Source organism: Pseudomonas sp. FP2254, from assembly GCF_030687695.1.
Classification (GTDB): domain Bacteria; phylum Pseudomonadota; class Gammaproteobacteria; order Pseudomonadales; family Pseudomonadaceae; genus Aquipseudomonas; species Aquipseudomonas quebecensis.
Genome location: NZ_CP117444.1, coordinates 5,235,124 through 5,257,149, shown reverse-complemented (window position 1 = coordinate 5,257,149; position 22,026 = coordinate 5,235,124). Strand labels below are relative to the sequence as shown.

Below are 22,026 nucleotides of genomic sequence, written 5' to 3'. Positions count from 1 at the left end.
TCCGCCATGCCGCTTGCCCAACTGATCAGTCCCCAGCAATTGGCCGAGCGCCGCAAGGCCGAAGGTCTAGTGATCCTCGATTGCCGCTTTGCCCTGGAAGACCCGGACTACGGGCGCTCCAGTTATGAAGAAGGTCACATTGAGGGGGCGCAATATGCCGATCTGGATCGTCACCTCAGTGGTCCGGTGGTAAAAGGCGTGACCGGCCGCCACCCTTTACCGGCGGCGGACACCTTCGCCAAGCAACTGCGGGCCTGGGGCATCAGTGCGGATACCGATGTCGTGCTATATGACGACGGCCCGGGCGCCTATGCTGCGCGGGCATGGTGGCTGCTCGCCTGGCTGGGCAAGCGCGACGGCGTGTTCATTCTGGATGGCGGCCTCAAGGCTTGGCACAGCGCCGGTTTCCCATTGAGCCTGGACGTTCCGGTAAACGAAGCGGGGAGCTTTGTCGGCCAGCCGGACAATCATCTGCTGCTGGACGCCGAACACCTGCAAAAACGCTTGGGTCAGCCGGGCATGACCTTGATCGATGCTCGCGCACGCGCGCGTTTTCGCGGCGACGTTGAGCCCATCGACCCGATTGCCGGGCATATTCCCGGCGCGCAGTGCGCGGCATTCAATGAAAACCTCGGCAGCGACGGGCGCTTTTTGCCGGCTGAACAACTCAAGCAACGCTTCGCCGCACAGTTGCAGGGGCGTTCGCCGGAAGAACTGGTTGCCTATTGCGGTTCGGGGGTGACGGCGTGCCACAACCTGTTCGCCCTGAGCCTGGCGGGTTATCCACTGGGTAAGTTGTATGCGGGGTCGTGGAGCGAGTGGATCACCGATTCGAAGCGGGCGATTGCTACGGGCGACTGACCTTCCACCCGTTTTAGCCGTGTTGTGCCAATAACCATTGGGGGATGCGACGTTCCAGGTAGTAGCCGGGGCGTTTCAGTGAACCATCGACAAAGCCCACATGGCCGCCCTTGGTCGTGAGCTCAAACTCGGTGCAATCCGACAGCTCGCTGGCCTGCGGCAGGCTATGGGCAAACACGAACGGGTCGTCGGCGGCCTGGATAATCAGGGTGGGGGTGCGGATGCCGCCCAGATAGTAACGACTCGACGCGCGGCGGTAATAATCCTCGGCACTCAGAAAACCGTGCAGCGGCGCGGTGACCCGGCCGTCGAAGTCCCAGAACGTGCGCATCTTCTCCAGCGAGCCGAGGGCCTCCAGGGTTTTCAGTCCCTCCACCTGGCCGTCCTGTAGGAAGCGGCGTTGCTTGACGCGGATATACGCCAGCATCTCGCGCATGAAGTGCTTTTGATACACCCGCGAAAACCCCAACCCGATGCGATCGGCGCACTGATCCAGGCGAAAGGGTACCGACACTGCCGCTGCGCCTTGCAACCCGGACATTTCCCCCGTTTCCCCCAAGTGCTTGAGCAACACATTGCCGCCCAGCGAGTAACCCACCGCGTACAAGGGCGCCAACGGTCGCTTGGCGCGCAGGTGCGCAATGGTCGCTGCGAGGTCTTCGCTGGCGCCGGAGTGATAGCTGCGCGCCAACAGGTTCGGCTCGCCGGAACAGCCCCGCCAGTTCAGCGCGACGCTGGCCCAGCCCTGGCCGGCGAGGACTTTCTGCAAGCCTGCGACATAGGGGGAATTGGACGAGCCGGTCAGCCCATGCAGCACCAGCACCAGCGGCACGTGTGCGTCGTGGGGGCCATGCCAGTCGAGGTCGAGAAAGTCGCCGTCGTCCAGCCACAAGCGCTCGCGTTGGCGCTCAATGTGGGTTGTGGGGCGCAACAGCGGCCCCCACAGGGTTTGCAGGTGAGGGTTGCCGAGGCCGAAGGCGGGGGTAAACAGGTCGGAGGACGGTGTCATGAAACTCTCGGTTTGTGGCGAGCCCGCTCGCCACAAGTAAAGCCAGTCTGAACAATCAGGCGGCGCTTTCGACCAACCGGTGCCACAACGCGTAATACACCCGCCCGGATTTTTGCTCCCGGTGCAGGCGCCACGCGCCCGGCAGGCCCAGGGTAGAAGGTGCGGTTTCGCTTTCGGTGTAGATCCACGCATCGGCAGCCAGCCATTGGCGTTCTTCCAGCAGCGCACACACGGTGGGCAACAGGTTCTGGTTGAACGGCGGGTCGAGGAACACCACGTCGTACTCGCTGGCAGGCTGGGTTTCCAGGTAACGCAGGGCGTCGGCGGTCTGCACCTGGCCGTTGGTGCAACGCAGAGTGCCCAGATGTTCCTTGAGGCTGGACACCGCGACGTTGCTGGCATCCAGCGCCTGGGCCTGGGCAGCGCCACGGGACAGCGCCTCCAGGAACAGCGCGCCACTGCCGGCGAACGGGTCCAGCACCCTGGCCCCGCCGATGTAGGGCGCGAGCCAGTTGAACAGGGTTTCGCGCACACGATCCGGCGTGGGGCGCAGGCCTACCACGTCGGGGAAGCTCAGCTTGCGGCTGCCCCATTCACCGCCAATGATGCGCAGTTGGCCCACACCGTTATGCACGTTGTGGACAGGTTTTTTCGGGCGAGATGAACTGGCCATTAATGCTCCGGGACGCCGAGCGGCTGCTCGGCGGGTTTATCAGTAGGGGGCGGTAGTGGCTTCTGCGCAATCGTTGGGCCGGCGGTCACGATGACCATCTTGTCGGCGCTCAAGTGTTTGTTCAACGCAGCCTTGACCTGCTCTACGGTCAGGGCCTGGGATTGTTTCATGAAATCTTCGAGATAGCTCAGCGGCAGGTTGTAGAAACCCATGGCGCCCAGCTGGCCGACGATATCGGCGTTGCTCGCCGTCGACAGCGGGAAGCTGCCGGCCAGCTCACGCTTGGCGTCATCCAATTCCTTCTGGGTCGGGCCGGTCTTGAGGTAATCGGCCAGCACTTGCTCCACCAGTCGCAGGGTGCCGCCGCTCATTTCGGCGCGGGTTTGTAAGTTGATCATGAACGGGCCGCGCACCTGCATGGGCGAGAAACCGGAGTACACACCATAGGTCAGGCCGCGTTTCTCGCGCACTTCGCTCATCAAGCGCGTGCCGAACCCACCGCCGCCGAGGATCTGGTTGCCCAGGGACAAGGCTGCGTAGTCCGGGTCGGCGCGGTCGATGCCCAGTTGGGCGAACAGCAGGTGAGTCTGCTTGGAAGGGAACTCGATATGACTCAGACCGGCCTTGGGCTCGGTGGGCTGGGCGATTTTCGGCAGGGCAGGGCCCTTGGGCAGTGAGGCGGACACCTTGGCGGTCATGGCCTCGGCTTCGGCGCGGCTCAAGTCACCCACCACCGCAATCACTGCGTTACCTGCGGCATAAGCCTTGGCATGGAAGGCCTGCAGTTGTGCGAGGGTAATCTTCGGCACGCTTTCAGGCGTGCCTTCGCTGGAATGCGCATAAGGGTGATCGCCATACAGGCGCTTGAACAACTCAAGGCTCGCCAGTTTGGCGGGGTTCTGCTTCTGGTATTCGAAGCCGGCCAGGATCTGGTTCTTGATGCGCGCCAGGGAATCGGCCGGGAAGGTCGGTTGGCCGATCACCTGGTCGAACAGCGCCAGGGCGGCGTCGCGCTTGGCGCTGTCGCTGAGGCTGCGCAGGGACACCAATGCCATGTCGCGGTAGGCACCGTTGCCGAAGTCGGCGCCCAGGCCTTCAAAGCCGCTGGCGATCTGGCTGACGTCCTTGCCCGGCACGCCTTCGTTGAGCATGGCGTTTGTCATCAGCGCCAGGCCGGGTACATCGCCGTCCTGGCTGCTGCCGGCGGCGAACAGGATGCGCATGTCGAACATGGGCAGTTCGTGGGCTTCGACGAACAGCACCTTGGCGCCTTCTGCGGTGGTCCAGGTCTGCACATCCAGCTTGCGATTGGTCGGCGCCTTGCCGTCCAGTTCCGCCAGGGACTGCAGCGTGTTGGCCGATTGGGCCTGATCCAGCGCCTGGCTGGCCACGGACTCGCTGGGGCGCAGGAAGTACACGGCGCTTGCGGCGATCAAGGTGACGGCGATCAGGCCAGGCAGGATCAGGCGGCTGTTTTTGCGATCACTCATGAGCGGTCTCCTCGGGCAGAACATGGGCGACGCTCAAACGTTCGCGGGTGAAGTAGGTGCGGGCGGCCTTCTGGATATCATCCGGGGTCACGCTTTGCAGGTCGGCGAGTTCGCTGTCCATGAGTTTCCACGACAGCCCCACGGTCTCCAGGGAGCCGATGGCGGTGGCCTGGCTGGTGATGGAGTCCCGCTGATAGACCAGGCCGGCGATGACCTGGGCACGGATGCGCTCCAGTTCTTCAGCGGTCGGCGGCTTGGCTTTCAACTCGTCCAGAAGGCGCCACAGGCCGGCTTCGGCTTGGGCGATGGTCTTTTTCTTCTGCTGGTTCGGCGTGGCCGAGAGGGTGAACAGGGTGTCGCCACGGGTATAGGCGTCGTAGTTGGTGGAGGCGGCGGATACCAGCTCTTCGCCGCGCTCCAATTGTTCGGAAATACGCGCGCTATAGCCGCCATCCAGCAGGGCCGAGATCAGGCGCAGGGCCTGCACCGAACGCTTGTCCTCGGCAGTGGCGAGGCCCGGGACGTTGAAGCCCAGGATCACGCTGGGCAATTGAGTCTGCACGCGCATTGTCAGCAGGCGCTCGCCCGGTTCGGCCAGTTCCATCGGGATCTTGGCCGGTGGCACGTCACGCTTGGGGATCGGGCCGAAGTAGCGCTGGGCCAGGTTCTTGACCTCGTCCGGGGTCACGTCGCCGACCACCACCAACGTGGCGTTGTTGGGCACGTACCAGGACTGGTACCAGTGGCGCAGCTCCTCGACCTTCATGCGTTCCAGGTCCGCCATCCAGCCGATGGTCGGCGTGTGATAGCCGCTGGCCGGGAAAGCCATGGCCTTGAAGCGTTCGAAGGCCTTGGACATCGGGTTGTCATCGGTGCGCAGGCGGCGCTCTTCCTTGATCACCTCGATCTCGCGGCTGAACTCGTCGGCCGGCAGGCGCAGGCTGGCCATGCGGTCGGCTTCCAGCTCGAAGGCCACACCCAGGCGGTCGCGGGCCAGTACTTGGTAGTAGGCGGTGTAGTCGTCGCTGGTGAACGCATTTTCTTCGGCGCCCAGGTCGCGCAGGATCAGCGAGGCTTCGCCTGGCCCGACCTTGGCGCTGCCCTTGAACATCATGTGTTCCAGGGCATGGGATAAACCGGTCTGGCCCGGGGTTTCATAGCTTGAGCCGACCTTGTACCAGACCTGGGAAACCACTACCGGCGCGCGATGGTCTTCGCGCACGACCACCTTGAGGCCGTTGTCGAGGGTGAATTCATGGGTGGGTTGTGGATCGGCAGCCAAAGCTGAAAGAGGCAGACAAACTGTGCTGAACAGCAGGCCTGCGGCGCGGCGGGCGAGAGCATTCATTCGTTTTTTAACCTGTTGGGCTGCCCGCTTGGTCTTAGCGTCGGCGGGCGAGGAGGTGCTAGGATACTGATCCGATTCAGGGACGGCCACAGCGGCTGTCTTGTTGAGGCCCTATTTAGGCCTTACAAAATGTTGCGCATGAACGAGCTGGCTAAAAAACAGTCTGTTACGCATCGAATTTTATTTACCGGCACGCCCCTAGGCGCGTCGCTACCTTGAGATAGCCGTCTCCATGTTTGGTTCCAACGACGACAAGAAGACCCCAGCCGCGGCTGGCGAGAAAAAAGGCCTGTTCGGATGGCTGCGCAAAAAGCCGCAGGAAACCGTCGTCGAACAGCCGCAGGTTCAACCTGAGCCGATCCCCGAACCCGTTATAGAAGCCGAACCGGCGGCCGAAGCGCCGGCACCGGTGGTATTGCCCCTGGTGGAACCCGTATTGCAGCCGGTCGTCGAAGCGCCGCCTGAGCCGGAGCCGGACCACAAGCCGTGGCCGCCGTTGCCGGTGGCCGAGGAACCGGTGGCGCTGGTCGATGATGTGCAGGCTGAGCACCTCGTGCCGCCGATTCCGCCGGTTGTCGAACCTGAGCCGCAGCCGGCGGCAGTCGAGCCGACGCCTGCTCCGGTAGTTGTGCCTGCGCCGGCCGAGCCTGCGCCGGTGCTGGAGGTCGCGCCTGCGGTCATCGCTGCGCAACCGGCCGAAATCAGCAAGACCGGCTTCTTCGCCCGCCTCAAGCAAGGGCTGAGCAAGACCAGCGCCAGTATCGGCGAAGGCATGGCCAGCCTGTTCCTGGGCCGCAAGACCATCGATGACGAACTGCTCGAAGACATCGAAACCCGTCTGCTGACCGCCGACGTCGGCGTCGAAGCCACCGCGGTAATCATCCAGAGCCTTACCCAGAAGGTCGCCCGCAAGCAACTGACCGACGCCGATGCCCTCTACAAATCGCTGCAGGCCGAGCTGGCCGCGATGCTCAAGCCGGTCGAAGCGCCGCTGGTGATCACCCCGAACAAGCCATTCGTGATTCTGGTGGTGGGCGTCAACGGCGCCGGCAAGACCACCACCATTGGCAAACTGGCCAAAAAGCTGCAGCTTGAGGGTAAGAAAGTCATGCTCGCCGCCGGCGATACCTTCCGTGCCGCTGCCGTGGAGCAGTTGCAGGTCTGGGGTGAGCGCAACAAGATCCCGGTCATCGCCCAGCACACCGGCGCCGATTCCGCCTCGGTGATTTTCGACGCCGTGCAGGCGGCCAAGGCCCGTAACATCGATGTGCTGATCGCCGATACCGCCGGTCGCCTGCACACCAAAGACAATTTGATGGAAGAGCTGAAAAAAGTGCGCCGTGTGATCGGCAAGCTCGACGCCGACGCGCCCCACGAGGTGCTGTTGGTGCTGGACGCCGGTACGGGCCAGAACGCTATCAGCCAGGCCAAGCAGTTCAACCAGACGGTGCAGTTGACCGGCCTGGCCTTGACCAAACTCGACGGCACGGCAAAGGGCGGTGTGATCTTCGCCCTGGCTAAACAGTTTGGGTTGCCGATTCGCTATATCGGTGTCGGTGAGGGTATCGACGACTTGCGCACCTTTGAAGCCGAACCCTTTGTCCAGGCACTGTTTGCCGAGCGGGAGCGTTCATGATTCGATTCGAACAGGTCGGTAAACGCTATGCCAACGGGCATGTCGGCTTGCATGAGCTGAGCTTTCGAGTGCGTCGCGGCGAGTTCCTGTTTGTCACCGGCCATTCGGGCGCGGGCAAAAGTACCTTGCTGCGCCTGCTGCTGGCCATGGAGCGCCCGACCACCGGCAAACTGCTGCTGGCCGGCCAGGACCTGGCCACCATCAGCAATGCGCAGATTCCGTTTCTGCGCCGCCAGATCGGCGTGGTGTTCCAGAACCACCAGTTGCTGTTCGATCGCACGGTGTTCAATAACGTCGCGCTGCCGCTGCAGATTCTCGGGTTGTCCAAGGCTGAGATCATCAAGCGCGTGGATTCGGCCCTGGAGCGTGTAGCGCTGTCGGACAAGACCGACCTCTACCCCGGCGACCTGTCCACCGGCCAGCAGCAGCGCGTCGGTATCGCCCGCGCTATCGTCCACCGCCCGGCCCTGCTGCTGGCGGACGAACCCACCGGCAACCTCGACCCGCGTCTGGCGGCGGAGATCATGGGCGTGTTCGAAGACATCAACCGCCTGGGCACCAGTGTGCTGATCGCCAGTCACGACCTGGCGCTGATCGCACGCATGCGCCATCGCATGCTTACTTTGCAACGCGGCCGCCTGATCGGCGACGGGGAGGCGGGCGTATGAGTGCCACACGCAGCCCCAAGGTTTCCGAGCGCGTGGCGCCAAAACCGGCCGACCCGCAACCGAAAAAGAAAAAACACAACGATGACGACGGCCCGGACTTCAGCACCCTGCTGCGCGCCTGGATCGAAAGTCATCGCGCCAGCCTGGTCGACAGCCTGCGCCGCCTGGGCAAGCAGCCGATCGGTAGCTTTTTTACCTGCCTGGTAATGGCCGTGGCCTTGAGCCTGCCGATGGGCTTGTCGCTGTTGCTCAATAATGTGGAGCGCCTGGGCGGCTCCTGGCAACGTGCGGCGCAGATTTCGCTGTACCTGAACCTGGATGCCAGCCCACAGCAGGGCGAAGCGTTGCGCGACGACATCAAGAACATGCCGGGCGTGGCGGATGCCGAGTACGTCAGCCGTGACCAGGCCCTTGAGGAGTTCCAGCAACAATCCGGCCTGGGCGAGGCGCTCAAGGAGCTGCCGCAGAACCCATTGCCCGGCGTGGTGCTGGTAACGCCGAACGAAGTGGACAAGGCCGCCCTCGAAGCCCTGCGACAAAAACTCGCAGAGCTGCCGAAGGTGCAACAAGCGCAACTTGATCTAGTCTGGGTAGAGCGCCTGGCGGCGATCCTCAAGCTGGGTGACCGGTTTGTGTTCGGTTTGACGGTGTTGCTGGTGTCTGCATTACTTTTGGTGATAGGTAATACCATTCGTCTTCATATTGAAAACCGTCGCACTGAGATAGAAGTGATTAAACTGGTCGGCGGCACGGACAGCTATGTGCGTCGGCCGTTTCTGTACATGGGCGCGCTTTATGGCTTCGGTGCGGGGATTTTATCCTGGGGTGTCCTGGCGTTTGGCCTGAACTGGCTGAACGACGCGGTGGTCGGGCTGGCCGGGCTGTACGGCAGCGATTTCGCCCTGGCGGGCGTGCCGGTTGCCGATGGCCTGTCACTCTTGCTCGGCGCGGTATTGTTGGGGTATATCGGTGCTTGGATTGCGGTCGCACGGCATTTACGTGAGCTGGCACCGAAGTAGTTAATGTCAGATTAATGTGGTTTCGTTTGTATTGACCGTATCAGTGGTTTAGGGAACTTGTCCTACGGTTCCCGGTCAATTTTCGCAGTGCTGAACTGCACGAGTTATGTGAGTCGGAGGTTTTTTCGTATGACCACTTCTTTGCAACCTGCTTATGCCTTGGTGCCGGGTGCGAACCTGGAAGCCTATGTGCACACGGTCAACAGCATTCCATTGCTGACGCCCGAGCAGGAGCGTGAACTGGCCGAGAGTCTCTACTATGAGCAGGATTTGGGGGCGGCTCGGCAGATGGTGCTCGCCCACCTGCGTTTTGTCGTACATATCGCCCGTAGCTATAGCGGCTACGGCCTGGCCCAGGCTGACCTGATTCAGGAAGGCAACGTGGGCCTGATGAAGGCGGTCAAGCGCTTCAACCCTGAAATGGGCGTGCGCCTGGTGTCGTTTGCCGTGCACTGGATCAAGGCGGAAATTCACGAGTTCATCCTGCGCAACTGGCGCATCGTGAAAGTCGCGACCACCAAGGCCCAGCGCAAATTGTTCTTCAACCTGCGCAGCCAGAAAAAGCGCCTGGCGTGGCTGAACAACGAAGAAGTCCACCGCGTGGCCGAAAGCCTCGGTGTGGAGCCGCGCGAAGTGCGCGAAATGGAAAGCCGTCTGACCGGTCATGACATGGCGTTCGACCCGGCCGCTGAAGCGGACGACGACAGCGCTTTCCAATCGCCCGCCAACTACCTGGAAGACCACCGGTACGACCCGGCGCGTCAACTGGAAGACGCGGACTGGAGCGATAACTCCAATCACAACCTGCACGAAGCGCTGGAAGTGCTGGACGAACGCAGCCGCGACATCCTCTACCAGCGTTGGCTGGCGGAAGAAAAAGCCACGTTGCACGACCTGGCACAGAAGTACAACGTGTCGGCCGAGCGGATTCGTCAGCTTGAAAAGAGCGCGATGAACAAGCTGAAGCTGTCCATCGCCGCTTAACAATGTGGGAGGGGGCTTGCCCCCGATGGCGGAGTGTCAGTCAACTTCTGTGTGACTGATCCACCGCAATCGGGGGCAAGCCCCCTCCCATATTTGTTTCTGTGTTGTGTCAGTCGGACCAGGGGGCTTTGCGGGCGTTGTTCAGCTCCATCAGGTAACCATCACCGCCCAGCTGGCTCATCTGTTGTCGAATCCACGCCGCCCGCCGCGCCACGTACGCTGTTGGGTGACTGGCACTCCACACGCGAGGGTTGGGCAACACTGCCGCCAGATAGCTGGCCTGCTGCCGTGATAAGCCCTTGGCGCTCACCCCAAAGTGATGTCGCGCCGCCGCTTCTGCGCCAAACACGCCCTCATCCCATTCCACGCTGTTGAGGTAAACCTCAAGAATGCGCTGCTTGGGCCACAACACCTCGATCAACCCGGTGAACCAAGCCTCCAGGCCTTTGCGCAAATAACTGCGGCCGGCCCACAGGAACAGGTTCTTGGACACCTGCTGGCTCAACGTACTGGCGCCGCGTATCGAACCGCCGCGCTCGTTATGCGCCAATGCCGCCTGGATCGCACCGAAATCGAAACCCCAATGCTGCGGGAAGCGTTGATCTTCACCGGCCATCACCGCGACTTTGAGGTCATCGGAAATCTCGTCCCAGGGCACCCAGGTGCGCTGCAGGTCGATGGGTTCGCCGTCGAACCATGACTCGACCTTGCGCTCCACCATCAGCGCGGTGAACGGCGGCGGGACGACACGAAACAGCAGCACCAGCAACACACTGCCGATGGCGAACCATTTCACGACTTTGAGTAAACGACTGAAGAGGACACGCAGCATAGAGATGGCTTGGCCGAACCCGTTGAGCGGGCCATTATACAGACCCTGCCCGATGAGTCTGACCGGAGTTCCCATGCTGCGTAGCTTTCTGATGCTGGCCGCCTTTTTTGGCTTTACGGGCGTTGCCCTTGGCGCCTTCGCCGCCCATGGCCTGAAAAACCGCCTGAGCGCCGACTACCTGGCGATCTTTCACACCGGCGTGACCTACCAATTGGTGCACACCCTGGCGCTGTTGGGCGTCGCGCTGCTGGCCGCCCACATCCCCGGCCGGCTGGTGACCTGGGCCGGCGTGTCGTTTGTGGTCGGGATCGTGCTGTTCTCCGGCAGCCTGTATGCGCTGACCCTGACCGGTGTCAGCAAGCTGGGCATCATCACACCCTTCGGCGGCCTGGCCTTCCTGCTCGGCTGGTTCTTCCTGGGCCTTGCTGCCTGGCGCATGCAGCTGACCGCTTGACGCTTGGAGCTGACCTTCAGGTCCCAATCGAGCTAGAATGCGGGCCCCTAAAAACGATGGCGGCCCGTGGCATGCGCATTCAGTTGAACGGCGAACCCTTTGAACTGCCCGACGGTGAAACCGTTGCGGCCCTGCTGACCCGTCTGGACCTGACCGGGCGTCGCGTCGCGGTGGAACTCAACCAAGACATCGTTCCGCGAAGCCAGCATGAAGGTACCGCGTTGAGCGACGGTGACCAGGTCGAAGTGGTCCACGCCATCGGCGGCGGCTAGTCGCGTAGCTTTCTGAATTCTGCAGAACCTCACCCCATACGAGGATTTCCCATGAGCATCGTTCGTAACGACAAGCCCTTCGTCCTGGCCGGCCGTACCTACCAGTCCCGTCTGCTGGTCGGCACCGGCAAGTACCGCGACATGGAAGAAACACGCCTGGCCATCGAAGCCTCGGGTGCCGAAATCGTGACCTTCGCCGTACGTCGCACCAACCTCGGCCAGATCGAGGGCGAGCCGAACCTGCTCGAAGTGCTGTCGCCGGACCGCTACACCTTTTTGCCGAACACCGCCGGTTGCTACGACGCCGTCGAAGCCGTGCGCACCTGTCGCCTGGCCCGTGAGCTGCTCGACGGTCATAACCTGGTCAAGCTGGAAGTGCTGGCCGACCAGAAAACCCTGTTCCCCAATGTGATCGAAACCCTCAAGGCCGCCGAAACCCTGGTCAAGGAAGGCTTCGACGTGATGGTCTACACCAGCGATGACCCGATCATCGCGCGCCAATTGGCCGAAATCGGCTGCATCGCGGTGATGCCGCTGGCCGGTCTGATCGGTTCAGGCCTGGGGATCTGCAATCCCTACAACCTGCAGATCATCCTCGAAGAAGCCACGATCCCGGTATTGGTGGACGCGGGCGTGGGCACCGCCTCCGACGCGACCATTGCCATGGAACTGGGCTGCGACGCGGTGCTGATGAACTCGGCCATTGCCCATGCCCAGCAACCGATCATGATGGCCGAAGCCATGAACCACGCCATCGTCGCGGGCCGCCTGGCCTACCTCGCCGGGCGCATGCCGAAAAAACTCTACGCCAGCGCCTCTTCGCCGCTGGATGGTCTGATCAAGTAAGAGCCATTGATGACTGAATCAAACGAAACGCCGAACACCCAGGAAGCAGGCGACGAGTCCAAGCACCGCCGCATCAAAAGTTTTGTGATGCGCGCCGGCCGCATGACCGAAGGCCAGCAAAAGGGCCTGGAACAAGGTACGCCGTTGTTCGTGCTGCCCCTGGCCGACGCGCCGGTGGACTACGACCAGGTGTTCGGCCGTTCGGCCCCGCGCTCGCTGGAGATCGGCTTCGGTATGGGCCACTCCCTGCTGGAAATGGCAGCGGCTGCGCCGGAACAGGATTTCATCGGTGTGGAAGTGCATCGTCCAGGTGTCGGCGCGCTGCTCAACGGCGTGCTGACCCAGGGCCTGACCAACCTGCGGGTGTACGACTGCGACGCGATCGAAGTACTTAACCGCTGCATCGCCGACAACAGTCTGGACCGCTTGATGCTGTTCTTCCCCGACCCATGGCACAAAGCCCGCCACCATAAGCGCCGCATCGTCCAGGCTTCGTTCGCGGAACTGGTGCGCAGCAAGCTCAAAGTCGGCGGTATCCTGCATATGGCGACCGACTGGGAGCCGTACGCGGAGTACATGCTGGAAGTGATGAACGTCGCCCCCGGCTACCGCAACCTGGCCGAAGACGGCAAATGCGTACCGCGCCCGGCGGAGCGTCCAATCACCAAGTTTGAACGCCGTGGTGAGCGGCTGGGGCATGGGGTGTGGGATTTGAAGTTCGAGAAGCTGGCATAACTCGCCACTGGCTTGAAATGCAATCCAATGTGGGAGGGGGCTTGCCCCCTCCCACAGTTGTTTTGTATTGGATTTAAGATCAGCGGCGGTCGGCAACCACACCAATCAACACCAGCACCACCACCAGCACCGGTGCCAGGCTGTAGTTGTTGAACTGGCTCAACCCGCGCACGATCCACGGTGTGGCGTAGATCAAGGCGGCGCCGCTGCCGATCATGCAGACCAGGGCCATCAAAGGCACGCGCAAGGCGCCGGCGATGCTGCCCAGGCGGGCTTCGATCCAGCCCTTGATGTCGGCACCGAACAGCACCAGCAAGCAGCCGACGAGGGCCAGGGAGATTTCCGACAGGTTGCTGCGGCTCCAGCGGGATACGGTGGCGAGCAGGTCGAGTACCAAATCCATTCGAATTCCTTAGAGCGTCAGCTCAAAAACTTCTGCAACAGGTCATTGAGAAAGAGTTGCCCGCGGTCGGTGGCCGCCAGGCGTGACGGTTCGACCTGCATTAAGCCGCTTTGTTCTGCCTCCCTGCGTGCTTCGTCGAGGCTTGCCAGGGCCAGACCGGTGCGCTCGGCGTAGAGCCTGGCATCAACGCCGTCGGTAAGCCGCAGGCCATTCATCAGAAACTCGAATGGCAGTTCTTCGTTGGTCAGTTCCTTCGCGCCGGCCTGGAAGCTTTTGGCCGGGTTCAGATAGTCCTTGGGCGCGCGGGTTTTCCACGTGCGCACAATACGCCCGTCCGGATGGCTGAGTTTGCCGTGGGCACCGGCGCCGATACCGATAAAGTCGCCGAAGCTCCAGTAGTTCAGGTTATGCCGTGCCGGTCGACCCGGCTGCGCATAGGCCGAGACTTCATATTGTGCGTAACCGTGCTCGGCCAGCAGCGCCTGGCCCGCTTCCTGGATATCCCACAGCGTGTCGTCTTCCGGCAGCGCCGGCGGCTGGTTCCAGAACACGGTGTTGGGTTCCAGGGTCAACTGGTACCAGGACAAATGCGTGGGCTTGAGCGCGATGGCCTGGCGCAGGTCGCTCAACGCGTCGTCCAAAGACTGATCGGGCAAGCCGTGCATAAGGTCGAGGTTGAAGTTATCGAACCCGGCCTGGCGCGCCATCCCGGCGGCGCGTACGGCCTCGTCGCCGTTGTGAATGCGGCCCAGGGCTTCGAGTTTTGCTTGCTGGAAGCTCTGGATGCCGATGGACAGCCGGTTGATTCCCAGCTTGCGGTAAGCGACGAACTTCTCTTGCTCGAACGTGCCGGGGTTGGCTTCCAGGGTAATTTCGATGTCGCCGGCAAACGGGATGCGTGCTTCCACGCCTTTGAGCAGTCGCCCCAACGCCGCAGCGCTGAACAGGCTGGGCGTGCCGCCGCCGAAGAAGATCGAACTCAGTTCACGCCCATATACCGCGTGCAGATCTTGATCGAGGTCAGCCAGCAAGGCGTCGACGTATTCTTCTTCCGGCAGCACCTTGCTGGCGGTGTGGGAGTTGAAGTCGCAGTACGGGCATTTGCGCACGCACCACGGAATATGGATATACAGCGCCAGGGGCGGCAGCACAGGCATGGCCGCCCGAGGTGTTTGCACGCCGCCGTGAATCAGCGGCTGCGCAGAGGTGTTCTGGGTCATTTCAGGCTCAGGCGTTGGCGCAGCAAATCCATTGCGCGAGCACGGTGGCTGATCTGGTTCTTGTCGGCCGGGCTCAGCTCGGCACTGGACACGTTACGCTCCGGCACCCAGAACAGCGGGTCATAGCCAAACCCATGCTCGCCGCTGGCCGCATGCAGGATGCGCCCGTGCCACAGGCCTTCACAGAGGATCGGCAGCGGGTCGTCGGCGTGTCGCACCAGCGCCAGTACGCAGACGAACTGCGCGCCGCGCTCGGCATCCGGTACGTCCTTGAGGGCTTCGAGCAGCTTGGCGTTGTTGGCCGCGTCGCCCTTGCCATCGGCATAGCGTGCCGAGTAGATCCCCGGCGCACCGCCAAGGAAGTCCACCGCCAGGCCCGAGTCGTCCGCCAGTGCCGGCAGACCGGAAATACGCGCGGCATTGCGCGCCTTGAGGATGGCGTTTTCGACGAACGACAGGCCGGTCTCTTCCGGCTCCACCTGGCTGAACTCGCCGATGGAGCGCAGTTGCACGGAGTCACCGAGCATGGCCTGCAGTTCTTTGAGTTTGCCGGCGTTATGGCTGGCCAGTACCAGTTGAGTCAGGTTCATCATTCGGCCGGAAACAGTTCTTGGTTGAATTGGAAGCTATGCGCTTTGCCGCCGGTTTCAACATTGATGGTAAAGGTCTTGTATTCGCGCTGGGTCACGGAGTACGGCGCGAGGTAGCTGATCCCGTTTTTCTCATCGATTTGCTTGAACGTCAGGATCTCGCTTTTGCCACCCAGGTCCTTGATGGTACCGGTCACCTGAGCCGCGCCCGGCGTCACTCCCTTGATCACGGTCACATTGATCAGCCCTTTTTCCTTGCTGCGCACCACGCCGATTTTCTGCGCGGTCTCCGGGGGCAGGAAGCTGGACGTGAATGTGTTGTAGTGAACGGTGATATCGCCGAAGTCCTTCTTGCGATTTGCGTCGATAGCGTCCGCGGCCATGGCGCTGGCGCCCAGGCAGGCGGTCAATAGAAATACAGCCAGGCGGCTCATGAGCGTCCCTCTTGAAAATGATTAGACGGCAATCTTGTGGTCGGCCAGACCGGGGCTGCTGACCCGGTAGATACCAATTTCGCCCAACAGGTTGGGCCATAGTTTACTCGCCCAGCCGTGACGGTGCTGTTGGTCGACGGCGAGGCGGTTGATCACCTTGGCTTCACGCTCACCACACAGGGCTTCGAAGTCTTCGAAGGTGCAAAAGTGGATGTTCGGCGTGTTGTACCAGGTATAGGGCAGGAAATCCGATACTGGCATACGGCCCTTGGTGGCCAGGTACCAGCGGCAGCGCCAGTGCCCGAAATTGGGGAAGGTGATGATGCACTGGCGGCCTACGCGCAGCATTTCGTCGAGGATGCGGTCCGGGTAGTGCACCGCCTGCAGGGCCTGGGTCATCACCACGATGTCGAAGCTGTTGCTGGCAAAGTTGCCCAGGCCCTTGTCCAGGTCCTGCTCGATCACGTTGATGCCCTTGGCCACGCACTGGGCGATGTTGTCCGCGTCGTTTTCCAGGCCGTAGCCGGTGACTTGCTTGTTGTCCCGCAGCCAGCTCAGCAGTTCGCCATCGCCGCAGCCCAGGTCGAGCACGCGGCTGCCGGCGGGGATCCAGTCTTGGATAATTTCCAGGTCGGCTCTCATGGCGTTCTCACACAGTTATGCGGTTCATATAGTTGCCGAAGGCCTGCAGGTAGCGCGGGATCGGAATCAGGAAGGCATCGTGGCCTTGCGGAGCATCGATCTCCAGGTAGCAGACGTCCTTGCGCGCGGCCATCAGGGCATCCACCAGCTCACGGGAGCGGGCCGGCGAGAAGCGCCAGTCGGTGGTAAATGACATCACACAGAACTTGGCCTTGGCGATCTCAAAGGTTTTCGCCAGGTCATCGTCGTGGTTGGCCGCCGGGTCGAAGTAGTCCAGGGCCTTGGTCATGAGCAGGTAGGTGTTGGCGTCAAAACGCCCGGAAAACTCCTCGCCCTGATAGCGCAGGTAGCTTTCCACCTGGAACTCGACGCTGTGGAAATCGTAGTTGAGCTTCTCGCTCTTGAGACCGCGGCCGAATTTCTCGCCCATGGAATCATCGGACAGGTAAGTGATGTGGCCGACCATGCGCGCCAGCATCAGGCCGCGCTTGGGAATCACGCCGGCTTCCTGAAACGAGCCACCGTGGAACTCGGGGTCGGTGAGGATGGCCTGGCGCGCCACTTCGTTGAAGGCGATGTTCTGCGCCGATAATTTAGGCGCCGAAGCGATAGCCAGACAATGGCGCACCCGGTCCGGGTAGGTGATGGTCCATTGCAGCGCCTGCATGCCGCCCAGGCTGCCGCCGATCACCGCCGCCCACTGGTTGATACCCAGCCGATCGGCCAGGCGGGCCTGGCTGTGCACCCAGTCTTCCACGGTGAGCACCGGGAAATCGGCGCCGAACGGCTTGCCGGTTTCCGGGTTGAGGCTGCTGGGGCCGGTGGACCCGTTGCAGCCCCCGAGGTTGTTGAGGCTGACCACAAAGAACTTTCGCGTGTCGATGGGCTTACCGGGGCCGATGCAGCTGTCCCACCAGCCGGGCTTGCGCTCATCGACGTTGTGGAAACCTGCGGCATGATGATGGCCGGACAGGGCATGACAGATCAGCACGGCGTTGCTCGCCGTGGCATTCAATTGGCCATAGGTTTCGTAGATCAGGTCGTAGGCTGGCAGCGACCGACCACAGGCCAGGGCCAGCGGTTCGCTGAAGTGCGCCACTTGGGGCACGACCAGTCCAACAGAATCGGGGGGGAAGGCAGTTGGCATCGACCCTGCTCTCGTCTAAATGAGGCGTAAGTCTAAAGAGCGGGGACCCCAGCGGCAAGCGAAGGCCTCTGGGGAGGCAAAATGTGGAAGGGAGGGGTGATCCCTCCTTCCTTGCAACCGTGTCAGATCAGGCCAAACAGCTCTTTAGGCATGAACGCGTAGAACGCCAGGCGCGGAATCACCCAGCTCTGCAGCAGCTGGATGGCGATAAACGCGAAGATCGGCGAAATATCCAGGCCGCCCAGGTTGGGAATCAGGCGACGGAACGGCGCCAGCACCGGTTCGGTGATCTGGTAGACCAGCTCGGCGCCCGGGCTGCGGCTGCCGGGGGCGACCCACGACAGGATCACGCTGATGATCATCGACCAGAAGATAATCTTCAGGAACAGCGAAAAGATGCCGATCAGCGCCCAAGGCAACAGCAGCACGGTGAAGGCCTGGTAGCCGTTGAGCGACAGCACGACCACGAACAGCAGGATCTGCAGCAGCAGGGCCAGTACCAGCGACGACATGTCCAGCCCGAACAGGCTCGGGATCACTCGGCGCAGTGGCTTGAGCAACGGCTGGGTGGCCTTGACCACGAACTGGCACAGCGGGTTGTAGAAGTTCGCCCGCACCAGTTGCAGGATAAAACGCATCAGCACGATCAGCAGATACAGGCTGCCGAGGGTCTGGATGATGAAGATCAGGGCGTCATTGAGTCCAAGCATCATGTATTCCTTCGTAGGAGACGATTATTTGCCCAGTTGCTCGGCCAGCTCGGCCGAACGGTGTGCCGCGGCACCCAGCGCTTTTTCCACCAGGGCTTCGAAGCCTCCGGCCTGGAACGATTCGATGGCGGCCTGGGTGGTGCCACCCGGCGAGGTCACGCGGCGGCGCAGCTCTGCGGCGTCTGCATCGCTGGACACCGCCATATGCGCGGCGCCCAGTGCGGTCTGCTCGGCCAGTTGTTCGGCAACGTCCTTGGGCAGGCCCAGTTTCACACCGGCGGCGGTCATGGCTTCGATCAGCAGGAAGAAGTACGCCGGGCCGCTGCCGGACACGGCGGTCACCGCATCCAGTTGCTGCTCCTGTTCCAGCCACAGGGCGATACCCACGGCGGACAGCAGCTCCTGCGCCTGGTCGCGTTGTTCGGCGCTCACCTGGGCGGTGGCGTACAAACCGCTCACGCCCTGGCGCACCAACGCCGGGGTGTTGGGCATGCAGCGCACGATCGGCTGCGCGCCCAGCCAGTTGTGCATGCTGGCGCAGGTGATGCCGGCGGCGATGGATACCACCAGTTGATGCGGCTGCAGATGGGCGCGCAGGCTTTCGCACACCGCTTTCATGGCCTGTGGCTTGACCGCCAGTACGACCACATCGACGCCCTGGATGGCCTCGGCGTTGTCGGCGAAGGTCTCGATGCCGTGTTCGGCACTGATGCGGGCTCGGGTGTCGGCGCCCGGGTCGCTGGCTCGGATCAGGGCCGGCTCCAGGCCCTTGGCCCGCAGGCCGCCGATCAGGCTGGCCGCCATGTTACCGGCGCCGATAAAGGCAATACGCGTGTTACTCATGACAGGTCCTTACTCAAAGAGAAGTCAGCCATTTCAAGGCTGGCCGTAGTCGCGGGCGCCAAACAGAGCGGTACCGATCCGCACCCAGGTAGCGCCTTGGGCGATGGCCGATTCAAGGTCGTGGCTCATGCCCATGGAAAGTGTGTCGAGCGCCAGGTTCAGGCTGGCCTGCAGGTCGCGTACCGTGGCAAACGCGGCGTCTTGCGCGGCACGATCGTCGGTCGGCTCCGGGATCGCCATTAAGCCGCGCAGCGACAGGCGCGGCAGGGCAATGATGGCGTTGGCCAGGGCCGGCAGGTCGGCGGGCGTACAGCCGGACTTGCTGGCTTCGCCGCTGACGTTGACCTGAATGCAAATATTCAACGGCGGCAGCTCGGCCGGGCGTTGCTCGGACAGGCGTTGTGCAATTTTCAAGCGGTCCACGGAATGCACCCAGGCGAAGTGCTCGGCGATCGCACGAGTCTTGTTCGATTGAATGGGGCCGATGAAGTGCCAACTCAAGGGCAGGTCGGTCAATTCGGCCTGTTTGCTCAAGGCTTCCTGCAGATAGTTCTCGCCAACGTCACGCAGGCCGGCGGCATAAGCTTCGCGCACGGCTTGCGCGGGTTTGGTCTTGCTCACGGCCAGCAGGTGGACGCTGTCGGGGTCACGTTGCGCGGCGGCGGCCGCGGCGCGGATGCGCTGGCTAACCAGGCCGAGGTTGTCTGCTATCGTCGACATTCAAGTTGCGCCCGTGGATATGGAGTCCGCGGCATTCTACTGGAAATGGAAAGCCCTATGGATATCGCTCAATTGCTGACGGTCAGCGTGCGCCGAGGCGCCTCCGACCTGCATCTCTCGGCAGGCCTGGTGCCAATGTTAAGGATCGATGGCGAGGTTTGGCCCCTGGATTGGCCCGTACTTTCAGCCCGGCAAGTTGCAGATTTGCTGAGCCCGTTGCTTAACGAGCACCAACAAAAGGATTTCGAAACGTCTCTTGAAACTGATTTTTCCTTCGAGCTGCCCGATGTGGCACGGTTCCGGGCTAACGTGTTCCAGCAGGATCGCGGCATGGGCGCAGTGTTTCGCACCATCCCGACGGAGGTCCTGAGTTTGGAGAGGCTGGGCCTGGGCGATGTATTCCAACGTATCGCCCGGTTACCGCGCGGCCTGGTGCTGGTGACCGGGCCTACCGGTTCAGGCAAGTCCACCACCCTGGCGGCGATGATCGACTACCTCAACCAGCACCGGCGCCAGCACATCCTCACGTTGGAAGACCCCATCGAATTTATCCACACGCCGAAAGTCGCCCTGATCAATCAACGCCAGGTGCACCGTGATACGCACAGTTTTTCGGTAGCGCTGCGCTCGGCATTGCGCGAAGACCCCGATGTAATCCTGGTCGGCGAGCTGCGCGATCTGGAAACCATCCGCCTGGCATTGACCGCAGCGGAGACCGGGCACCTGGTGTTCGGCACCTTGCACACCACCTCGGCGGCGAAAACCATAGATCGCCTGGTCGATGTGTTCCCCGCAGGCGAAAAGGCCATGGTGCGTTCGATGCTGTCGGAGTCGCTGCAAGCCGTGGTGTCCCAGGTGCTGGTGAAGAAGCTCGGCGGCGGGCGTGCGGCGGCCCATGAAATCATGCTGGGCACACCGGCAATTCGTAATCTGATCCGTGAAGACAAAGTGGCTCAGATGGTCTCGGCGATGCAGACGGGGGGCGCGCTGGGGATGAAGACACTGGATATGAGTTTGAAGGCGCTGGTCGCGCAGGGCGTGATCAGCCGGGAAGAGGCGCGGGAAAAGGCGAGGGTGCCTGGGGATATATAAGCAGGCTTAAATGTGGGAGGGGCTTGCCCCTCCCACACTCGACCGCATTCGAGCTTCAGATCAGCGTTGTACTACCCGCATAGTGTTCTGCTCTTTCGGCAGAACCCGCTTGGCAATTACGTAGTTCTTGTCCCAGAACGGCTTTTTCAGCGTGTCGATGCTCACCGACTTGCCACGTCGTGGTGCGTGGATAAAACGGTCGTTGCCCAGGTAGATGGCAACATGGTTGACCTGGCGGCTCTTCAACTTGAAGAACAGCAGGTCGCCCGGTTTCAGGTCTTTGCGGTCAACCTTCAAACCGTGACCGGCAGCCATGGCGTTGGAGGTGCGTGGCAAATCCACCGCTTTTACATCGTTAAAGGCATATTTCACCAAGCCACTGCAGTCGAACCCTTTACTTGGGCTGCTGCCGCCCCAACGATAAGGCGTACCGAGCACATTCACCGCGCGGCTGAGCACGTTGCTGCTCTGCTTGGTGTTAACGGCCATCAGGCCCGGGGTCGCTTTACCGTGGGCCTTGCTCAGTTGAGTCGGACGGTTGACGGTCGGCTTGGAGGCTTTGGCGGTGCTCGGCGTGCTGTGGACTTTAGGGGTGAAACCGTTGACGTTTGGAAGTCGTTGCTCACGATTGGTGGCGTGGGCGGCCAGTGGCATTAATAGGCAAATGGTTAGCCATGTCTTGAAAAATGGTCGCATTAGGCGTGGCTCTTGTGGGTTTGCGCGCAACTTTATAACAGCTTTTGATGTCGTTCTCAGGCCGTTTGTCGACTGAACCTTGGGGTCAAATTCAGGAAAACGCGACAAATCGCCGCAATTGTCCTACACAAGGCAGGTGGCATAAGGCTTTCAGGGCAGGGAAGATACCACTCGCCGTACGTCGGGCGCCTGTAAAAAAGTCACAAAGAAAGTGAAAAAATTTATCTATCGAGGCAAAAGAGGTACGCGATGAACACCTATCAACAGATTGGCCCGCAGCAAGACACCCACAGCAAGGTGATCGGTTACCTGCTGTGGATTTTCGGTTTTACCGGCGCGCATCGCTTTTATTACGGTAAACCGGTCACCGGCACGATCTGGTTTTTTACCTTCGGCTTGCTGGGTATCGGTTGGCTGATCGACCTGTTCCTGATCCCGGCCATGGACCGCCAGGCAGACCTGCGCTTTACCGCCGGGCCCATCGAATACAACCTGGCATGGATTCTGTTGACGTTCCTAGGGGTGTTCGGCGTGCACCGCATGTATCAGGGCAAATGGATCACCGGGCTGATTTACCTGCTGACCGGCGGCTTGTTTCTGGTGGGAGTGCTGTATGACTTTCTGACGTTGAACACTCAGATTTCCATCCGCAATGCCGAGCGCAATAACGGGCGTTGATATCTCTGGCTGAATAGAAAGCTG

At 61.7% G+C, this 22,026-nt stretch carries 26 protein-coding genes; 11 read left to right on the top strand and 15 right to left on the bottom strand.

Annotated features, from left to right (window positions below):
• The first annotated feature begins 6 nt into the window (after positions 1-6).
• Positions 7-861: a sulfurtransferase gene (locus PSH94_RS24290; RefSeq protein ID WP_305435933.1), complete on the top strand. Its 855-nt coding sequence runs from the start codon at positions 7-9 to the stop codon at positions 859-861.
• 13 nt (positions 862-874) lie between these two features.
• On the opposite strand, the gene PSH94_RS24285 is transcribed toward PSH94_RS24290, so the two are convergent.
• Genes PSH94_RS24285 through PSH94_RS24270 form a run of 4 tightly spaced genes read right to left on the bottom strand, consistent with a single transcriptional unit; the run spans position 875 to position 5,381 of the window.
• Positions 875-1,870, bottom strand: a complete 996-nt coding sequence (locus PSH94_RS24285) for a hydrolase (protein ID WP_253509711.1) — start codon at positions 1,868-1,870, stop codon at positions 875-877.
• Between the two features lie 55 nt (positions 1,871-1,925).
• On the bottom strand, positions 1,926-2,543 hold the full coding sequence (rsmD, locus tag PSH94_RS24280) for a 16S rRNA (guanine(966)-N(2))-methyltransferase RsmD (RefSeq protein ID WP_285428522.1): 618 nt from the start codon (positions 2,541-2,543) through the stop codon (positions 1,926-1,928).
• Positions 2,543-4,033, bottom strand: a complete 1,491-nt coding sequence (locus tag PSH94_RS24275; protein ID WP_305435932.1) for a pitrilysin family protein — start codon at positions 4,031-4,033, stop codon at positions 2,543-2,545. Before PSH94_RS24275 ends, rsmD begins: the two co-directional genes overlap by 1 nt.
• The gene (locus PSH94_RS24270) at positions 4,026-5,381 is read right to left on the bottom strand and encodes a pitrilysin family protein (protein WP_181076508.1); all 1,356 of its coding nucleotides are present in this window, start codon (positions 5,379-5,381) and stop codon (positions 4,026-4,028) included. Before PSH94_RS24270 ends, PSH94_RS24275 begins: the two co-directional genes overlap by 8 nt.
• A 232-nt stretch (positions 5,382-5,613) precedes the next feature.
• Here PSH94_RS24270 and ftsY point away from each other — a divergent pair, with 232 nt between their 5' ends.
• The 4 genes from ftsY (at position 5,614) to rpoH (ending at position 9,688) form a co-directional block, all read left to right on the top strand.
• A complete protein-coding gene (gene ftsY / locus PSH94_RS24265; protein WP_305435931.1) occupies positions 5,614-7,017 on the top strand; it encodes a signal recognition particle-docking protein FtsY in 1,404 nt (467 codons plus the stop codon).
• The gene (gene ftsE / locus PSH94_RS24260) at positions 7,014-7,685 is read left to right on the top strand and encodes a cell division ATP-binding protein FtsE (RefSeq protein ID WP_003176700.1); all 672 of its coding nucleotides are present in this window, start codon (positions 7,014-7,016) and stop codon (positions 7,683-7,685) included. The genes ftsY and ftsE overlap by 4 nt, the downstream gene beginning before the upstream one ends.
• The gene (ftsX, locus tag PSH94_RS24255; RefSeq protein ID WP_181076511.1) at positions 7,682-8,704 is read left to right on the top strand and encodes a permease-like cell division protein FtsX; all 1,023 of its coding nucleotides are present in this window, start codon (positions 7,682-7,684) and stop codon (positions 8,702-8,704) included. Before ftsE ends, ftsX begins: the two co-directional genes overlap by 4 nt.
• Positions 8,705-8,833: 129 nt before the next feature.
• Positions 8,834-9,688, top strand: a complete 855-nt coding sequence (gene rpoH, locus PSH94_RS24250; protein ID WP_005792286.1) for an RNA polymerase sigma factor RpoH — start codon at positions 8,834-8,836, stop codon at positions 9,686-9,688.
• 109 nt (positions 9,689-9,797) lie between these two features.
• Here the strand turns inward: rpoH and mtgA are convergent, their stop codons facing one another.
• Positions 9,798-10,520 (bottom strand): monofunctional biosynthetic peptidoglycan transglycosylase, encoded by a 723-nt coding sequence (mtgA, locus tag PSH94_RS24245; protein ID WP_266247265.1) that lies wholly within the window; start codon positions 10,518-10,520, stop codon positions 9,798-9,800.
• A 73-nt stretch (positions 10,521-10,593) separates the two neighbouring features.
• On the opposite strand from mtgA, the gene PSH94_RS24240 reads away from it, so the two are divergent.
• From PSH94_RS24240 to trmB, 4 genes are all read left to right on the top strand, one after another.
• Positions 10,594-10,974 carry a DUF423 domain-containing protein gene (locus tag PSH94_RS24240; RefSeq protein ID WP_181076515.1) on the top strand — a complete coding sequence of 127 codons (381 nt, stop codon included), beginning with the start codon at positions 10,594-10,596 and terminating at the stop codon, positions 10,972-10,974.
• A 71-nt stretch (positions 10,975-11,045) separates the two neighbouring features.
• Positions 11,046-11,246 carry a sulfur carrier protein ThiS gene (gene thiS, locus PSH94_RS24235; RefSeq protein WP_181076516.1) on the top strand — a complete coding sequence of 67 codons (201 nt, stop codon included), beginning with the start codon at positions 11,046-11,048 and terminating at the stop codon, positions 11,244-11,246.
• Positions 11,247-11,297: 51 nt separating this feature from the next.
• Positions 11,298-12,092: a thiazole synthase gene (locus PSH94_RS24230; RefSeq protein ID WP_034101284.1), complete on the top strand. Its 795-nt coding sequence runs from the start codon at positions 11,298-11,300 to the stop codon at positions 12,090-12,092.
• 9 nt (positions 12,093-12,101) lie between these two features.
• Positions 12,102-12,827 (top strand): tRNA (guanosine(46)-N7)-methyltransferase TrmB, encoded by a 726-nt coding sequence (gene trmB / locus PSH94_RS24225; protein WP_181076518.1) that lies wholly within the window; start codon positions 12,102-12,104, stop codon positions 12,825-12,827.
• A gap of 79 nt (positions 12,828-12,906) precedes the next feature.
• On the opposite strand, the gene PSH94_RS24220 is transcribed toward trmB, so the two are convergent.
• The 9 genes from PSH94_RS24220 to PSH94_RS24180 all read right to left on the bottom strand — a co-directional run bounded on the left by PSH94_RS24220 (position 12,907) and on the right by PSH94_RS24180 (position 19,536).
• Positions 12,907-13,230 carry a DUF3392 domain-containing protein gene (locus tag PSH94_RS24220; protein ID WP_122716594.1) on the bottom strand — a complete coding sequence of 108 codons (324 nt, stop codon included), beginning with the start codon at positions 13,228-13,230 and terminating at the stop codon, positions 12,907-12,909.
• 17 nt (positions 13,231-13,247) lie between these two features.
• Positions 13,248-14,387: a radical SAM family heme chaperone HemW gene (gene hemW / locus PSH94_RS24215; protein ID WP_305437752.1), complete on the bottom strand. Its 1,140-nt coding sequence runs from the start codon at positions 14,385-14,387 to the stop codon at positions 13,248-13,250.
• A 59-nt stretch (positions 14,388-14,446) separates the two neighbouring features.
• The gene (gene rdgB / locus PSH94_RS24210) at positions 14,447-15,043 is read right to left on the bottom strand and encodes an RdgB/HAM1 family non-canonical purine NTP pyrophosphatase (protein ID WP_105521096.1); all 597 of its coding nucleotides are present in this window, start codon (positions 15,041-15,043) and stop codon (positions 14,447-14,449) included.
• A complete protein-coding gene (locus tag PSH94_RS24205) occupies positions 15,040-15,474 on the bottom strand; it encodes a DUF4426 domain-containing protein (protein WP_181076521.1) in 435 nt (144 codons plus the stop codon). Before PSH94_RS24205 ends, rdgB begins: the two co-directional genes overlap by 4 nt.
• Before the next feature lie 21 nt (positions 15,475-15,495).
• Positions 15,496-16,116, bottom strand: a complete 621-nt coding sequence (metW, locus tag PSH94_RS24200; protein ID WP_181076522.1) for a methionine biosynthesis protein MetW — start codon at positions 16,114-16,116, stop codon at positions 15,496-15,498.
• Between the two features lie 7 nt (positions 16,117-16,123).
• On the bottom strand, positions 16,124-17,263 hold the full coding sequence (locus PSH94_RS24195) for a homoserine O-acetyltransferase (RefSeq protein WP_305435930.1): 1,140 nt from the start codon (positions 17,261-17,263) through the stop codon (positions 16,124-16,126).
• A 122-nt stretch (positions 17,264-17,385) separates the two neighbouring features.
• On the bottom strand, positions 17,386-17,973 hold the full coding sequence (locus PSH94_RS24190) for a YggT family protein (RefSeq protein ID WP_181076526.1): 588 nt from the start codon (positions 17,971-17,973) through the stop codon (positions 17,386-17,388).
• A 24-nt stretch (positions 17,974-17,997) separates the two neighbouring features.
• Positions 17,998-18,816, bottom strand: coding sequence for a pyrroline-5-carboxylate reductase (proC, locus tag PSH94_RS24185; protein ID WP_285428525.1), 819 nt, complete (start codon positions 18,814-18,816; stop codon positions 17,998-18,000).
• A 33-nt stretch (positions 18,817-18,849) separates the two neighbouring features.
• Positions 18,850-19,536, bottom strand: a complete 687-nt coding sequence (locus PSH94_RS24180) for a YggS family pyridoxal phosphate-dependent enzyme (protein ID WP_181076529.1) — start codon at positions 19,534-19,536, stop codon at positions 18,850-18,852.
• A gap of 57 nt (positions 19,537-19,593) precedes the next feature.
• Here PSH94_RS24180 and PSH94_RS24175 point away from each other — a divergent pair, with 57 nt between their 5' ends.
• Complete coding sequence (locus PSH94_RS24175) at positions 19,594-20,628, top strand: type IV pilus twitching motility protein PilT (RefSeq protein ID WP_253509705.1); 1,035 nt, start codon at positions 19,594-19,596, stop codon at positions 20,626-20,628.
• 60 nt (positions 20,629-20,688) lie between these two features.
• Here PSH94_RS24175 and PSH94_RS24170 read toward each other — a convergent pair whose 3' ends face one another.
• Entirely contained in the window at positions 20,689-21,324 is a 636-nt protein-coding gene (locus PSH94_RS24170) for a C40 family peptidase (protein ID WP_181076532.1), read from the bottom strand.
• A gap of 249 nt (positions 21,325-21,573) precedes the next feature.
• On the opposite strand from PSH94_RS24170, the gene PSH94_RS24165 reads away from it, so the two are divergent.
• Positions 21,574-22,002 carry a TM2 domain-containing protein gene (locus PSH94_RS24165; protein ID WP_219855145.1) on the top strand — a complete coding sequence of 143 codons (429 nt, stop codon included), beginning with the start codon at positions 21,574-21,576 and terminating at the stop codon, positions 22,000-22,002.
• Positions 22,003-22,026: the final 24 nt, after the last annotated feature.